Below are 13,552 nucleotides of genomic sequence, written 5' to 3'. Positions count from 1 at the left end.
ATGGACATGCTATGATCGCACTCCTCATCCGTAGGATTTTCGGGCTCCTGCTGACGCTGATCGCCGTTTCGCTGCTGGTCTTCGCGGTCATGGCGCTGCTGCCGGGCGATCCCGCTGCGATCACGCTCGGCACATCCGCGACACCGGAGACACTTGCAGCGCTGAGGCACGATATGGGCCTCGACCAGCCGCTGATCGTCCGCTACGGCCAATGGCTAGCCGGCGCGCTGACCGGTGATCTCGGCAAATCCTATACCTACGGCGTGCCGGTCGTCGGCCTGATTGCCGAACGGCTGGCCGTCACGCTGCCGCTTGCCGCCCTTGCCGTCGTGCTTTCGGTCCTCATCGCCGTTCCCCTCGGCGTTGCGGCTGCCGCCAGGCGCGGCGGCTTCTTCGACATCCTCGCCGCGCTGTTTTCGCAGATGGGCATTGCCGTGCCGGGTTTCTGGGTGGGGCTGCTGCTGGTGCTGCTGTTTGCCACCTCGCTCGGCTGGATGCCGGCCGGCGGCTTTCCCGGCTGGGGCAATGGGCTCTGGCCAGCGATGAAATCGCTGGTGCTGCCGGCTGTCGCCCTTGCCCTGCCGCAGGCGGCGGTGCTGACCCGGGTCACCCGTTCGGCCGTGCTCGACACACTGCATGAGGATTTCGCCCGCACGGCGCTTGCCAAGGGCCTGTCGCGCAGCCGCGTGCTCTGGGGACATGTCGTGCCGAATGCGCTGGTGCCGGTGCTCACCATTCTCGGCCTGCAATTCACCTTTCTCGTCGCCGGAGCCGTGCTGATCGAAAATGTCTTCACCCTGCCCGGCCTCGGCCGGCTCGCCTATCAGGCGCTCAGCCAGCGTGACATCATCGTGCTTCAGGATGTCGTGCTGTTCTTTGCCGGCCTCGTCATCGTCGTGAACTTCCTGGTGGATCTCTCTTATCTCGTCATCGATCCCCGGCTTCGGGCTGGAGGTGCACGATGAGCGTCACCGACAGCGCGACCGTCGCCCGCCCCCACCGTTCCCGCTTTCGCGGGCTGCGCCGCGCCAACCTGATCCTCGGGGCGATCATCATCCTTGCGCTTGTCGGCATCGCCATTCTCTCGCTCTTCTGGACGCCGGTGCCGCCGGCGAAGATGCAGATCACCCACAAGCTGCAGCCGCCTTTCGGCTTTGGGCTTCTCGGCACGGATCAGCTCGGCCACGACGTATTGTCCATGCTGATGGCCGGCTGCTGGAATTCGCTGTCGATCTCGGTCTCGGCCGTTGCGATCGGTGGCACGCTCGGGACGATCATCGGCATCACGGCGGCGGCGCGGCGCGGTATTTTCGAGGCGCTGGTCATGCGTGCCTGCGACGTGATCTTCGCGCTGCCGCCCATCCTCTCGGCCATGATCCTCGGCGCCTTTCTGGGAACGGGGCGGACAACCGCAATTCTGGCCATTGCCGTCTTCATGGTGCCGGTGTTTGCCCGCGTGGCGCTTGGCTCTGCTCTGCAGGCCTGGAGCCGCGACTATGTGCTCGCGGCGCGCGCGATCGGCAATACACAGCTTTCGATCACCGTGCGTCACGTGCTGCCGAATATCATGAGCGGCATCATCGTGCAGGCGACGATCCAGCTTGGCCTCGCGATCCTGACCGAAGCCGGGCTTGCCTTCCTGGGCTTAAGCGTGCCGCCACCGGAGCCGACCTGGGGCAGGATGCTCGCCGATGCCCAGACCTATTTCCATGCCGCGCCGTGGCTCGCCCTCCTGCCAGGCCTTGCCATCGCACTCTCCGTCCTCGGCTTCAACCTGCTCGGCGACGGCCTGCGCGACCTTCTCGACCCCCGCGAGGCGGCACGCTGATTTCAGACACGAAGAGAATAGACCATGACCGAACCGACCGATCTTTCCATCCGAGACCTCAAGCGCAAATTTGCCGACAAGAGCCTGTCGCCCAGCGAATACTGGCTGGCGCTCGAACGGCATATCGATGCGTGGGAGCCGACGATATCGGCTCTCTATGCCTATGATCCCGAGGATGCGCGCAGGCAGGCAGCCGCCTCCAGCGCACGCTGGGCAAAGGGCGCGCCGCTTGGGCCTCTGGACGGCATCCCGGTGACCTTGAAGGAACTGATCGCCACCAAGGGCCAGCCGGTGCCGCTCGGCACCGCCGCCGTCGAGCTCGTTCCGGCAGCCGAGGACGCGCCGATCGCCGCCCGCATGCGCGAGGACGGCGCGGTGATCTTTGCCAAGACCACCTGCCCCGACTATGGCATGCTTTCCTCCGGCCTTTCCAGCTTCCACAAACTCAGCCGCAATCCATGGGATCCCTCACAAAATCCCGGCGGCTCCAGCGCCGGAGCTTCGGCGGCCGCGGCCGCTGGCTACGGACCGCTGCATATCGGTACGGATATCGGCGGTTCCGTGCGCCTGCCGGCCGGCTGGACCGGCATCTTCGGCTTCAAGCCGAGCCATGGCCGCATTCCCGTCGATCCCTATTATGTCGGGCGATGCGCCGGGCCGATGACCCGCACGGTCGAGGATGCGGCCTTCTCGATGGCGACGCTGTCGCGGCCGGACTGGCGCGACGGCACCAGCCTGCCGCCGAGCGAGATCGACTGGCTGGACCTCGACATCGACGTCAGGGGAATGAAGATCGGCCTGATGCTGGATGCCGGCTGCGGGCTGCCTGTCGATGACGAGGTGCGCGATGCCGTTATATCAGCCGCCAGACGCTTCGAGGAAGCCGGTGCCATCATCATCGACGTTGCGCCGGTGCTGACACGGCAGATGCTGGATGGGCTCGATGTCTTCTGGCGCGCGCGCTTCTGGGGCGACATCATGGGTCTGAGCGAGGAACGCCGCAACATGATCCTGCCCTATATCCATATATGGGCCAAGGGCGGCGCCGATGTCAGCGGCGTCGAGGCAGTGCGCGGCTTCAACCAGACGATCGAGATGCGCAAGAGCTGCGGCAAGCTTTTCACCGAGGTAGACGCCGTGCTTTCGCCGACCAATCCGATCGTTTCCTATCCGGCGGAATGGGCCTCGCCGACCAACGACCCGGCCCTGCCGTTCGAGCATATCGCCTTCACCGTTCCCTGGAACATGTCGGAGCAGCCGGCCTCCTCGATCAATTGCGGCTTCTCCCGCTCCGGCATGCCGATCGGCCTGCAGATCGTTGGCCCGCGCTTCGACGACATGCTGGTCCTGCGGCTCTCCAAGGCTTTCGAGGACTGGACCGGCGGTGTTACCAACTGGCCGAAGCGGCCGGGATGAGCCGCCGGCTAGAGCGGTTACGCGTTTCACGGAATCGCCTAACCGCTCTAGCTTATTGTTTTTGCGCAATTCCGGACGGAAAACCGCTACGCACTTTTCCTGGAATTGCTCTAGTCTCGTGCCAAGGGTAGCGAAAGACCGATCTTCACCCGGTCCATGGTGACGAGCGATTTGAACTTCGTCACATTCGGATTGTCGTAGAAAAGGCGGCGCGTCAGGACTTCATAGTCGGACATGCTGGCCACGACGACGACGAGAACGAAATCGGCCTCGCCGGTGACCTGGTAACATTGTTGAACTTCGGGTGCGTCAAGGAAGCTGCGCTTGATCGCATTGATAAGATCGTAGCGTTCGTTGGCGATCTGGACTTCGACGATGATGGTGATCGGCAATGCCACTGCCGCCGGATCGACGACCGCGATATTCGCCTGTATGACGCCGCTCGCCTGCATGCGCTTGATGCGCCGCTGCACCGCGGGTGCCGACAGGTGGACGTGCTCGCCGATCGATCGCTGCGGGACGGTGTTGTCCTTCTGAAGAATATCGAGGATCTCCAGATCGAAACCGTCGAGATCGGCAGGGTTGGGCATTTCAAAACATCCCGTCATCAAAAATGAAACAAAATTGCACGAAGGCTGCCTAAATGGAGCCAAATCCTCGCTTCTTATGCAATAGATTTGCGCCACAAACCATCTGACTCCAAAAAAGGTACAGGAATGTCCGCGCCCGAATACGATATTCGATCCCCAGTCGTTGGCGAAATCATGGCGGCGAAAGACGTTGCCGCCATCGGAGCAACCTCCGCATCCGATGGCTCGAAAGGTCTGGTTGTCGGTCTGGTGGCGATGGTTCTCGCGGCGCTGGCGATGAGCATCTCCCCCAGCCTCGTGCGCCTGGCCGATGTCGGCCCCTTCGCCAGCGCATTCTGGCGTGTCTTTCTCGCCCTGCCTATCCTTTGGGTATGGATGCGATATGCCGAGGCGGCAGAGGCCGACGCGCCCCGCGCGAGCTTCACGCTGGCGACCATCCTTGCCGGTCTCGCCTTTACGGGAGATCTGTTCTTCTGGCATCTCGCCATCTTGCGGACCACCATCGCCAACGCGACCTTCTTTGCGACGATGGCGCCGCTATGGGTCGTTATCTTCGGCTGGCTGCTGCTGCGGCAAAGGGTCAACCGCGCCACGCTTGTCGGGCTCCTCGTATGCCTTTCGGGCGGCACGGCGCTGGTGGTGCAGAGCCTTGCATTCAATCCAAGCCGCGCCGTCGGCGACACGCTGGGGATCATCACCGGTGCCTTCTTCGGCCTCTATTTTCTGGCGGTCGGCGCGGCGCGCGGCAAGACGAACGCCGCACGCGCGACCTTCGAATTGAGCGTCGTCACATCGGCAATCCTCTTTGTCGTTGCCTTCTTCTTCGAGCCGAGGATGCTGCCGCAATCGGTTTCGGGATGGGGCGTTCTCCTTGCGCTCGGCCTTGTCAGCCATGCCGGCGGGCAGGGGCTGGTCTCGGTGGCGCTCGGACGCCTGCCAACCGTTTTCTCGTCGCTCGTCATTTTCCTCGAGACGATCGCCGCCGCGCTTTTCGCCTGGATCCTATTCGGTGAAAATGTCACGCTGATACAGGCCCTGGGCGGGATCATCATCGTCGCAGGCATCTGGATTTCCCGGCCGCGCACGCCGTAGAGGCTGTCTCTCGAAAGAAGCACGGGGCGCCAACCGCATTACAGCGTGGCGGCGCCCTTTTGCTCGATGTCGGCATCGAGATCGTGCAATGCCTTTTCGATGACGCGCAGATCGTCCTGAAGACCGTCGTCCGCGCTCATCGAGCTTTCGCTGCCGGCGCGCTGGATGCCGCGCGCTTCACTTTGCAATTCGCGCAGCCTGTCGATCTTGCCGCTCTTGCGGATATGGCTGTCGCACAGAATATCCCTGACTGTCTTTTCCATCGCCGTAATGGGCATGTTTCTTCTCCTCTCGATAGGATATCGCGATCAGAAGAATAACGGACGAGCGGAGAGACTGTTCCGAGGCAGGTCAACCGACGAGGCGGCGGTATCCGGTCGGCTGCTGGTAGAGCCAGCCGATGCGCGCGACGGCAGCGGCGAAATTCTCGCGCGCGACGGTCATGGTATGGCCATTGGCATGGACGATGGTCTCCGGGTCTTCCATGATCGCAACATGGCCTTTCCAGAAGACGAAATCGCCACGACGCAGCTCCTCGCGGGCGATCGGCTCGCCGAGACCCGCTGCCTGCATATCGGTGTCGCGCGGTGCTGCACGCCCTGTCATCGAGAGCGCCAGTTGCACCAGCCCGGAGCAATCGATGCCGAGGCCGGAGCGGCCGCCCCAGAGATAGGGTGTCTCCAGAAAGCGCAAGGCGACGTCGACGTAATCGCCGCCGTCATTGTGACCGATCGGCCCCACATGCCTGGCAAAAATGGCGGTGCCGTCTTCCAGAACGACGTAATGATTGCCGCGCGCTTCGGCGGTGCCGGTGACGCGCACGCGGCTGCCCATCGAAAGCACTGTAACATGCGGCTTGCGCAGCTCCGGTTCGGGATAAAGGAAGGTACGCTGCGGGATAACGATGTGCGTCGCTGCCGCCGTCCCTTCCTTGACCGCGCCTTCGGGGAGATAGCCGACATAGCCATCCGACAGGGACTTTACCCAGCACCAGCCATTGCTGCGCTCGAAAACCGTCACCTCCTCACCCATCAGCAACTCTGTATCGATGCCGGAGGCAAGATCCGGCTCTGGGCGAAGTGCTACAACAGGAGTGACGATCTGTGCTTTGCTGCCTTCGATGAAGCGTTCGACCTCGACTTTGCCTCGCAGCGAGGCTTCGGCGAGGTCAGGTCTGAAGGCGTTGAGACGGCGGTCGAGCGTCATGAAGAAAATCCCGAACTCATAGTTTGCGGCCCTGCTCGATAACGAGATCGCCGAGTTTTTCCAGATAGAGAGCGCCGGTAACCGTGCGCTTGATGATGACATTGCGGCGATCGCGATCGTCGCGCACGCGGTCGACCAGCCCCATCTCGCCCATCGTGTCAAGCGCCCGAGTGATGACCGGCTTGGTGACGCCGAGCGTCGCAGCAAGCCCGCGCACCGTATGCGGCGGCGGCACGAGATAGATCTGCAGCAGGATCGCGGTCTGCCGCAGCGTCAAATCATGATCCTCGCGGCGCACCTGAGTGAGCGTCACGCCGTGCCAGAGACCAAGGGCCTGCGAGGCGGAGAGATCAAGCGGCAAGGGCAACCCCGAAAATCGTTACGCTACCGTTCCATTTTCGGCCAAGATCGTGGCGGATTCAAGGGGAATTCATCAACCCCTTCTCCCCGCGAAGGGGGGAGAAGGTGAGGCCGGGACATTGAGCTTAAGTGAAATGTCGAGGGCTCGGGATGGGGGCTTTCTCTGCAGCAGCCTCAAGACGAGAGTTACCGTCCTTTCGGATCCGTTATTGGTGATGGTAAGGCCAGTCCGGCGTGACCGCGCCGACGTGTCTGGCCCCTCACCCTAGCCCTCTCCCCGCAACGCGGGGAGAGGGAACTATAGTGCCCTAACGCACACTCTGCCGGATATGGTGATACAAAGCCCGGATCGCCTGTGCCTCGCCACCACCCGGAGAGTGCGGTCGTTCGCTCTGAGCCCAGCCGAAGATGTCGAAATGCACCCAGCTCGGCGTTTTCGTGACGAAACGCTTGAGGAACAGGGCGGCGGTGATGGAGCCGGCCATGCCGCCGGCGGGCGCATTGGTGATATCGGCGAATTTCGTGCGGATATCCTTGTCGTAGCCCATGTAGAGCGGCATGCGCCACAGCGGGTCGTCCGTCTCCAGGCTCGCCTCGGTCAGATCGCGGGCAAGATCGTTGTCGTCGGTGAAGAAGGGCGGCAGGTCCGGGCCGAGCGCGACGCGGGCAGCGCCGGTCAGCGTTGCCATGTCGATCATCAGGTCGGGCGCATCCTCGTCGGCATAGGCAAGCGCGTCGGCGAGGATCAGCCGTCCCTCGGCGTCCGTGTTGTCGATCTGCACCGTCAGGCCCTTGCGGCTCTTGTAGATGTCACCGGGCCGGAATGCATTGGCCGAAATCGAGTTTTCGACGACCGGAACGATGACGCGCAGGTCGACCTTGAGCTTGGCGTCCATGATCATCAGCGCCAGGCCCATGACATTGGCGGCACCGCCCATGTCCTTCTTCATCAGGAGCATCGAGGATGCCGGCTTGATGTCGAGGCCGCCGGTATCGAAGCACACACCCTTGCCGACCAACGTGATGCGGCGATGGCCCTTCTTGCCCCAGCGCAGCTCCAAGAGGCGCGGGGCATCGGCGCTGGCGCGTCCCACAGTGTGCACCAGCGGGAAATTCTCCTTCAGCAGATCATCGCCGATGATGACGGACATGTCGGCCTTATAGTGCTGGGCAAGCGCCCGGAAGGCGGCTTCGAGCTGTTCCGGCCCCATGTCGTTGGTCGGCGTGTTGATGAGATCGCGGGCAAGAAAGACGCCGGCAAGCTGACGCTTGATGTCGGTGGCATCGGTATCGCGCGGGATCATCAGCGTCGGCGCCGTTACCTTCTCGGACTTGTAGCGCTCGAAACGATAGCTGCCGAGACCGAAGCCAAGCGAAAGCCGGTTCGCGGTCAAAGGCGCCGTTTCGATATGCCAGTCGCCCGCCGGCAGGCTGCGCGCCAGCCTGCCGGTCAGGAATGGCTGCTCGGACGGATTGGAGCCAAGGCCGAACAATGCACCGCCCAGATGTCCATCTGCCGTCGGAATCAGGAGCAAGGAGCCGCTGTCGGCCTTGTAGCCGGCCTTGCGCGCCCAATCGAGCGCGATGGGATCGATGGTGCCGGTTTCTATATGCGCCGGCGTGACGGCAAAGATCGGCAGCGTCGCCCCACCCTTCGAATTGAAGGGCGTCGCGCGCTCGATGAATTGATAGGGGGCCATGACTTTCCTTTGACGATGACTTCAGGGAATCGAGAGTTAACCGTCTGTTAGGGTTAACAGATTATTGCTGGAGCGAACATTGCGTCGAACCTTTCCCTGTTCCGATTCTAGGCCGGGCGCAAGACTTAAGGATTCAGGGAAAAGCGTCATGTCCGCCGGTTCAATCGCGTCTTCGTTCAGAACCTTTCTTTTCCAGGGCACCTCGGCCGCGCTTCTGGCGCTCGCACTCGCAAGCTGCTCGACAACGGGCAAAGACAAGATGACGACCGGCTCGATCCCGACGGCGTCGAAGTCCCTCGATACGATGAACGGCAGCGACCTGGCGCAGGCGACCATTACCTTCGGCAAGGCCTATGACGCCAATCCCAAGGATCGCGACGCCGGCGTCAACTATGCCAATGCCCTGCGCATGAGCGGCCGCAACGATCAGGCGCTTGCCGTCATGCAACAGGTTGCGATCAACAATCCGAGCGATCGCGGCGTGCTGGCGGCCTATGGCAAGGCACAGGCGGCGGCAGGCCAATTGGACGAGGCGCTGGCGACCATCGATCGCGCCCAGACCCCCGACCGACCCGATTGGCGCCTGGTGTCCGCACAAGGTGCGATCCTCGACCAGCTCGGGCGTTCCACCGATGCCCGCGGCAAATATCGCGACGCGCTGGTGCTGGCTCCCAACGAGCCGACGATCCTTTCCAACCTCGGTATGTCCTACGTGCTGACCGGCGATCTCAAGAATGCCGAAACCTATCTTCGTTCAGCCGTCGGCCAGCCGGGCGCCGACAGCCGCGTGCGGCAGAACCTGGCGCTTGTCGTCGGCCTGCAGGGCCGCTTCGCCGAAGCCGAGCAGATCGCCCGGCAGGAGCTCACGCCGCAGCAGGCAAACGCCAACGTCGCCTATCTGCGCTCTATGCTGGCGCAACAAAACTCATGGCAGAAGCTCGCCGCCAGTGGCGATGCGAAGAAAACGGTCCAATAAAATAATTCCAGTAAAATGAGCGGCGCTTGCCTCTGGAATTGCCCGTTCGCCAGTTGATCAACGCCAGATATGCCGTGGCAGGCCGTCGATCACCAACCGCGCTCCGAGCGCTCCGATGATGACACCGGCAACCCTGTCGATCCACAATTTCGATCCGATGTAGAGCGCACGCGGGCGATTGGACGAAAACGCCATCGTCACCACCATGTACCAGCCCGTCTCGACCACGAAAACTGCCGGCGGCACGGTGAGCAGCAACCAGGGAGCGGGAGACGCCGGAAGAAGTGCTGCAAAAATACTGCCGTAGAAGATGGCCGTCTTCGGATTGCTGAGCTGGGTTCCAAGCGCAAACAGGAAATTGCGCACGATACCGGCCGCCGCCGGCGTGGCCGGTGCGTCGATCGGGAGATCATGCGCCGCGCTGCGCCAGATGCGGATGCCGACATAGATCAGATAGAGGCCGCCCGCGACCTTCAGCGCGAGGTACAACCATTCGACCTTCATCAAAAGTGCGCTCAGGCCGAACAGAGCCAGCGTCGCGAAGATGACGCTGCCGGTTCCCATGCCGAAGGCGGCGGCGAGACCGGCCTTGCGCGAGCGGGAAACGGCAATGCGGGACACGAGCACAAAGCTCGGCCCGGGGCTGACAGCCCCTATAAAAACCGCGGCGATAACGCTGAAAAATATGGCTATGGATGACATGCGACACCTCCCAACATGCCTGGAAATCCGCTTGGCAACTGATGCGAACCTCCGCGCATCGGGGAGGCCATCCGCTGATGCTGTCAGCGACTTCAAATTGGAGATTAACCACGCTTCCGCGCTGGCGGCAAGCTTGCCGGTCAGAACTTGTCCATGGCCTGAATGATCGCCGGACCGAGAATGACCGCCATCAGAACGGGCAGGAAGAAGACGATCATCGGCACTGTCAGCTTCGGCGGCAAGGCGGCCGCCTTCTTCTCTGCCTCGTTCATGCGCTCGTCGCGGCCTTCCTGCGCCATGACGCGCAGGGCCTGCGATAGCGGCGTACCGTAGCGCTCGGCCTGGATAAGAGCCTGGGTAACCGACTTGACAAGTTCGATCTGGGTGCGGGCGGCAAGATTGTCGAAGGCGGTGCGGCGATCCTGCAGGAATGAAAGCTCCGCCGTGGTCAGCACCATTTCCTCGGCAAGCGGCGGGGATTGCTCGGCCATTTCCTCGGCCACACGGCGCATGCCGGCCTCGATTGATATGCCCGACTCCACGCAGATCAGCATCAGGTCGAGGGCATCGGGCCAGGCGCGCTTGATCGACTTCTGGCGCTTGGTCACCAAATTCGAAATATAGATGTTCGGCGCATAAAAGCCGAGATAGGCCGTGCCGATGACGCCGAGCAGGCGGATCGGAAGAGGCTTGGCGGCGAAATATCCGAGAACGAAGACCAGGACGATGGCAACGGCCAGGAACAGGAACGGCAACAGAAACCGCGCCACCAGAAACATGTTCAGCGCGTTTTCCGAACGCAGGCCGGCGGCACGCAGACGGTTGACCGTATTTGCGTCCACCAGCGCGTTGCGCAGATTGAAACGCTCGACGATCTGCCTGACGTTACGATTGTTCTGGTTGCGCAACGTTGCCTTGCCGCCTTCGGCGCTCAGCCGCGCCCGCTCGCGCGCCCGGATCTGCTCGCGCTCCGTCGACACGGCCTTCATGCGCTTATTGAGATCGCCGCGCTCAAGCATGGGCATGGCGATCGTATAGAAGGTAGCAAAGACGGCGATCGCGACGACGACGGCGAGAATGGTGCCGGGATCGGTCAGTTGAGAGGCCAGATCGGACATGGGCTATGCGGCTCCTTCCGCTCAGATCTCGAAATTGACCATGTTGCGCATGATGTAGATGCCGATCGACATCCAGATGCCAGCGCCCATCAGGATCAGGTGACCGCGCGGATCGCTGAACAGGACCATCATGTATTGCGGCGACGTCAGGTAGACGAGCAGCATGACGATGAAGGGCAGCGCGCCGATGATGGCGGCGGACGCCTTTGCTTCCATCGACAGCGCCTGGACCTTCGCCTTCATTTTCTTGCGTTCACGCAGCACCCGCGACAGGTTGCCCAACGCTTCCGACAGGTTGCCGCCAGCCTGAGCCTGGATGGTGATGACGATTGCAAAGAAACTCACCTCCTGCAGTGGCATGTGGTTGTTCATGCGCCCACAGGCATCCGACATGCTGAGGCCGACCTGCTGTGCCTCGACCACCCGCCGGAACTCGGTCTTGACCGGCTCGCGCGCCTCGCCCGCCACCAGCCGTATGGCATCGTGGAGTGGCAGACCAGCGCGAAGCGAGCGCGTGATAAGATCCAGCGCGTTCGGAAATTCATCGAGGAATTTGTTCTGCCGGCGCTTGATGAGGAACCCGATGAGCCAGCGCGGCAGACCGAAGGCGGCAGCGAAGGGCAAACCCAGGATGACGAGGAACGGTGCACCGCCGATGAAAAGGATCAACATGACAAACAGGCCGAACAGCACGCTGAAGACGTAGAAACGCGAGGGCGTCAGCGACAGGCCAGCCTGTCCCAGGCGCGCTTTCAGCGACTGCTTCTTCTTGATGTTTTCGGTCTGGCGCTTTTCCAGATCCTTCAGCGAATCCTGCACCGACTTGCGCCGCTTCGACAGTTCCTGAACACGATCACGCGTAGCCTTGACCTTCAGCCGGTCGGTCTCGGCTTGGCTGACCCGGTTGACGCGGCTGTCGGCCTTTTTCTGCGACTCGATCCGCGAATAAAGAATGCCATAGCAGATCGCAGCCGCGGAGACGGCCGTAAGCAAGACAATCAGTAGCACCGTTGGATCGACACCGAACATGGGGAGTCCTATTGCGACTTTTGTTCCATCTCATCGAGGGCGGCGGCCAGGCGCTTTTCCTCGTTATAATAGCGTGCACGATCCCAGAAATGCGGCTTGCCGATACCGGTGGAGACGTGCCGGCCGATGATGCGGCCATTGGCGTCCTCGCCGTCCATCTCATAGCGCATCAGGTCCTGCGTAATGATCACATCGCCCTCCATGCCGATCACCTCGGTAATCTGGGTGATCCGTCGCGAACCGTCGCGCAGGCGCGCGGCCTGGATGATCACGTCGACGGAGCTGGAAACGATTTCGCGCACGGTCTTGGCCGGCAGGCTGAAGCCGCCCATCGCGATCATCGATTCGATACGGCTCAAGCATTCGCGCGGCGTGTTGGCGTGGATGGTGCCCATGGAGCCATCGTGACCGGTATTCATTGCCTGCAGCAGATCGAAGACCTCGGGGCCGCGCACTTCGCCGACGATGATGCGTTCGGGGCGCATACGCAGGCAGTTCTTGACGAGGTCGCGCATGGTGATCTCGCCCTCCCCCTCGATATTCGGCGGGCGGGTTTCGAGACGCACGACATGCGGCTGCTGCAACTGCAACTCTGCGGTGTCTTCGCAGGTGATGACGCGTTCGTGACGGTCGATGTAATTGGTCAGGCAGTTCAGAAGCGTCGTCTTGCCCGAGCCGGTGCCGCCGGAGATAACGACGTTGCAGCGTACGCGGCCGATAATCTGCAGCAGTGTCGCACCCTCCGGCGTGATGGCGCCGAAGCGGACGAGCTGGTCGAGCGTCAGCTTATCCTTCTTGAATTTGCGAATGGTAAGCGCCGGGCCGTCGATCGACAGTGGCGGCGCTATGACGTTGACGCGCGAGCCGTCGGGCAGGCGAGCGTCGCAGATCGGGCTCGATTCATCGACGCGGCGGCCGACCTGGCTCACGATGCGCTGGCAGATGGAAAGAAGCTGGGCATTATCGCGGAAACGGATTTCGGATTCGACGGTCTTGCCGCCCACTTCGATGAAAGTCTGACCTGCGCCATTGACCATGATATCGGCGATATCATCGCGTGCCAGCAGTGGCTCAAGCGGGCCATAGCCAAGCACGTCGTTGCAAATATCCTCGAGCAGTTCCTCCTGCTCGGAAATGGACATCGCAAAATTCTTGATGGTGATGATGTCGTTGACGATATCGCGGATTTCTTCGCGCGCGGCTTCATTGTCGAGCTTGGAAAGCTGTGACAGGTCGATCGTATCGATCAGCGCGGAAAAGACCTGCGCCTTGGTGTCGTAATATTCCTCGGTGCGTGCGGGTCGGCGCCGGGCGGGCGTCTGCATCGAAGGCGGTGCCACCTGTTGACGCGGCTGCGCGGCGTCGCGCGACGGCTCGACCAGCACTGCCGGACCCGCGAGTGCGCCCGTCGTGGCAGGCGCGCGCGCCGGCGCCGGCGGAAGTGCGCCGCCACCGCTCTTTGCAGAACCTTCATTTCCGCGCTTGCCAAACATGGTCTCGATCCAACTCCATTACTGCAGCATGATTTTCACCGA

14 protein-coding genes are annotated in these 13,552 nt (G+C 62.2%); 5 read left to right on the top strand and 9 right to left on the bottom strand.

Going from position 1 to position 13,552, the window contains the following annotated elements:
* The first annotated feature begins 11 nt into the window (after positions 1-11).
* Genes FHT29_RS08975 through FHT29_RS08965 form a run of 3 tightly spaced genes read left to right on the top strand, consistent with a single transcriptional unit; the run spans position 12 to position 3,244 of the window.
* Positions 12-965: an ABC transporter permease gene (locus FHT29_RS08975; protein ID WP_037201016.1), complete on the top strand. Its 954-nt coding sequence runs from the start codon at positions 12-14 to the stop codon at positions 963-965.
* A complete protein-coding gene (locus tag FHT29_RS08970; protein ID WP_037200973.1) occupies positions 962-1,828 on the top strand; it encodes an ABC transporter permease in 867 nt (288 codons plus the stop codon). The genes FHT29_RS08975 and FHT29_RS08970 overlap by 4 nt, the downstream gene beginning before the upstream one ends.
* A gap of 24 nt (positions 1,829-1,852) precedes the next feature.
* Positions 1,853-3,244 carry an amidase gene (locus FHT29_RS08965; protein ID WP_168599595.1) on the top strand — a complete coding sequence of 464 codons (1,392 nt, stop codon included), beginning with the start codon at positions 1,853-1,855 and terminating at the stop codon, positions 3,242-3,244.
* Between the two features lie 110 nt (positions 3,245-3,354).
* On the opposite strand, the gene FHT29_RS08960 is transcribed toward FHT29_RS08965, so the two are convergent.
* Positions 3,355-3,834: an Lrp/AsnC family transcriptional regulator gene (locus FHT29_RS08960; RefSeq protein ID WP_112442623.1), complete on the bottom strand. Its 480-nt coding sequence runs from the start codon at positions 3,832-3,834 to the stop codon at positions 3,355-3,357.
* Positions 3,835-4,008: 174 nt separating this feature from the next.
* Here FHT29_RS08960 and FHT29_RS08955 point away from each other — a divergent pair, with 174 nt between their 5' ends.
* On the top strand, positions 4,009-4,926 hold the full coding sequence (locus FHT29_RS08955; protein ID WP_246703014.1) for a DMT family transporter: 918 nt from the start codon (positions 4,009-4,011) through the stop codon (positions 4,924-4,926).
* Between the two features lie 38 nt (positions 4,927-4,964).
* On the opposite strand, the gene FHT29_RS08950 is transcribed toward FHT29_RS08955, so the two are convergent.
* The 4 genes from FHT29_RS08950 to FHT29_RS08935 all read right to left on the bottom strand — a co-directional run bounded on the left by FHT29_RS08950 (position 4,965) and on the right by FHT29_RS08935 (position 8,192).
* Positions 4,965-5,204 carry a hypothetical protein gene (locus FHT29_RS08950; RefSeq protein WP_037200979.1) on the bottom strand — a complete coding sequence of 80 codons (240 nt, stop codon included), beginning with the start codon at positions 5,202-5,204 and terminating at the stop codon, positions 4,965-4,967.
* 73 nt (positions 5,205-5,277) lie between these two features.
* Positions 5,278-6,132 (bottom strand): NlpC/P60 family protein, encoded by an 855-nt coding sequence (locus FHT29_RS08945; RefSeq protein WP_168599593.1) that lies wholly within the window; start codon positions 6,130-6,132, stop codon positions 5,278-5,280.
* Between the two features lie 16 nt (positions 6,133-6,148).
* Positions 6,149-6,493 carry a MarR family winged helix-turn-helix transcriptional regulator gene (locus FHT29_RS08940; protein WP_034511967.1) on the bottom strand — a complete coding sequence of 115 codons (345 nt, stop codon included), beginning with the start codon at positions 6,491-6,493 and terminating at the stop codon, positions 6,149-6,151.
* Positions 6,494-6,800: 307 nt separating this feature from the next.
* Positions 6,801-8,192, bottom strand: coding sequence for a M17 family metallopeptidase (locus tag FHT29_RS08935; RefSeq protein ID WP_037200981.1), 1,392 nt, complete (start codon positions 8,190-8,192; stop codon positions 6,801-6,803).
* Positions 8,193-8,340: 148 nt separating this feature from the next.
* Between FHT29_RS08935 and FHT29_RS08930 the strand changes: the two genes are divergently transcribed.
* Entirely contained in the window at positions 8,341-9,168 is an 828-nt protein-coding gene (locus FHT29_RS08930) for a tetratricopeptide repeat protein (protein ID WP_168599592.1), read from the top strand.
* 57 nt (positions 9,169-9,225) lie between these two features.
* Here FHT29_RS08930 and FHT29_RS08925 read toward each other — a convergent pair whose 3' ends face one another.
* The 4 genes from FHT29_RS08925 to FHT29_RS08910 all read right to left on the bottom strand — a co-directional run bounded on the left by FHT29_RS08925 (position 9,226) and on the right by FHT29_RS08910 (position 13,510).
* Positions 9,226-9,870, bottom strand: coding sequence for a LysE family transporter (locus FHT29_RS08925; RefSeq protein WP_168599591.1), 645 nt, complete (start codon positions 9,868-9,870; stop codon positions 9,226-9,228).
* 140 nt (positions 9,871-10,010) lie between these two features.
* Positions 10,011-10,988: a type II secretion system F family protein gene (locus tag FHT29_RS08920; RefSeq protein ID WP_037200987.1), complete on the bottom strand. Its 978-nt coding sequence runs from the start codon at positions 10,986-10,988 to the stop codon at positions 10,011-10,013.
* 21 nt (positions 10,989-11,009) lie between these two features.
* Positions 11,010-12,017, bottom strand: a complete 1,008-nt coding sequence (locus FHT29_RS08915) for a type II secretion system F family protein (protein WP_037200990.1) — start codon at positions 12,015-12,017, stop codon at positions 11,010-11,012.
* 8 nt (positions 12,018-12,025) lie between these two features.
* Entirely contained in the window at positions 12,026-13,510 is a 1,485-nt protein-coding gene (locus FHT29_RS08910) for a CpaF family protein (protein WP_037200992.1), read from the bottom strand.
* Between the last annotated feature and the right edge of the window lie 42 nt (positions 13,511-13,552).

This window comes from Rhizobium sp. SG741 (genome assembly GCF_012275435.1).
Classification (GTDB): domain Bacteria; phylum Pseudomonadota; class Alphaproteobacteria; order Rhizobiales; family Rhizobiaceae; genus Rhizobium; species Rhizobium lusitanum.
The sequence above is the reverse complement of the archived record's forward strand: the minus strand, read 5'-3'. Positions and strand labels throughout refer to the sequence as shown.

What these genes read in the sequence shown, in the direction of transcription:
- FHT29_RS08975 (WP_037201016.1), top strand. Translation starts at nt 12, where the DNA reads ATGATCGCACTCCTCATCCGTAGGATTTTCGGGCTCCTGCTGACGCTG.
- FHT29_RS08970 (WP_037200973.1), top strand. Translation starts at nt 962, where the DNA reads ATGAGCGTCACCGACAGCGCGACCGTCGCCCGCCCCCACCGTTCCCGC.
- FHT29_RS08965 (WP_168599595.1), top strand. Translation starts at nt 1,853, where the DNA reads ATGACCGAACCGACCGATCTTTCCATCCGAGACCTCAAGCGCAAATTT.
- FHT29_RS08960 (WP_112442623.1), bottom strand. Translation starts at nt 3,834, where the DNA reads ATGCCCAACCCTGCCGATCTCGACGGTTTCGATCTGGAGATCCTCGAT.
- FHT29_RS08955 (WP_246703014.1), top strand. Translation starts at nt 4,009, where the DNA reads ATGGCGGCGAAAGACGTTGCCGCCATCGGAGCAACCTCCGCATCCGAT.
- FHT29_RS08950 (WP_037200979.1), bottom strand. Translation starts at nt 5,204, where the DNA reads ATGCCCATTACGGCGATGGAAAAGACAGTCAGGGATATTCTGTGCGAC.
- FHT29_RS08945 (WP_168599593.1), bottom strand. Translation starts at nt 6,132, where the DNA reads ATGACGCTCGACCGCCGTCTCAACGCCTTCAGACCTGACCTCGCCGAA.
- FHT29_RS08935 (WP_037200981.1), bottom strand. Translation starts at nt 8,192, where the DNA reads ATGGCCCCCTATCAATTCATCGAGCGCGCGACGCCCTTCAATTCGAAG.
- FHT29_RS08930 (WP_168599592.1), top strand. Translation starts at nt 8,341, where the DNA reads ATGTCCGCCGGTTCAATCGCGTCTTCGTTCAGAACCTTTCTTTTCCAG.
- FHT29_RS08925 (WP_168599591.1), bottom strand. Translation starts at nt 9,870, where the DNA reads ATGTCATCCATAGCCATATTTTTCAGCGTTATCGCCGCGGTTTTTATA.
- FHT29_RS08920 (WP_037200987.1), bottom strand. Translation starts at nt 10,988, where the DNA reads ATGTCCGATCTGGCCTCTCAACTGACCGATCCCGGCACCATTCTCGCC.
- FHT29_RS08915 (WP_037200990.1), bottom strand. Translation starts at nt 12,017, where the DNA reads ATGTTCGGTGTCGATCCAACGGTGCTACTGATTGTCTTGCTTACGGCC.
- FHT29_RS08910 (WP_037200992.1), bottom strand. Translation starts at nt 13,510, where the DNA reads ATGTTTGGCAAGCGCGGAAATGAAGGTTCTGCAAAGAGCGGTGGCGGC.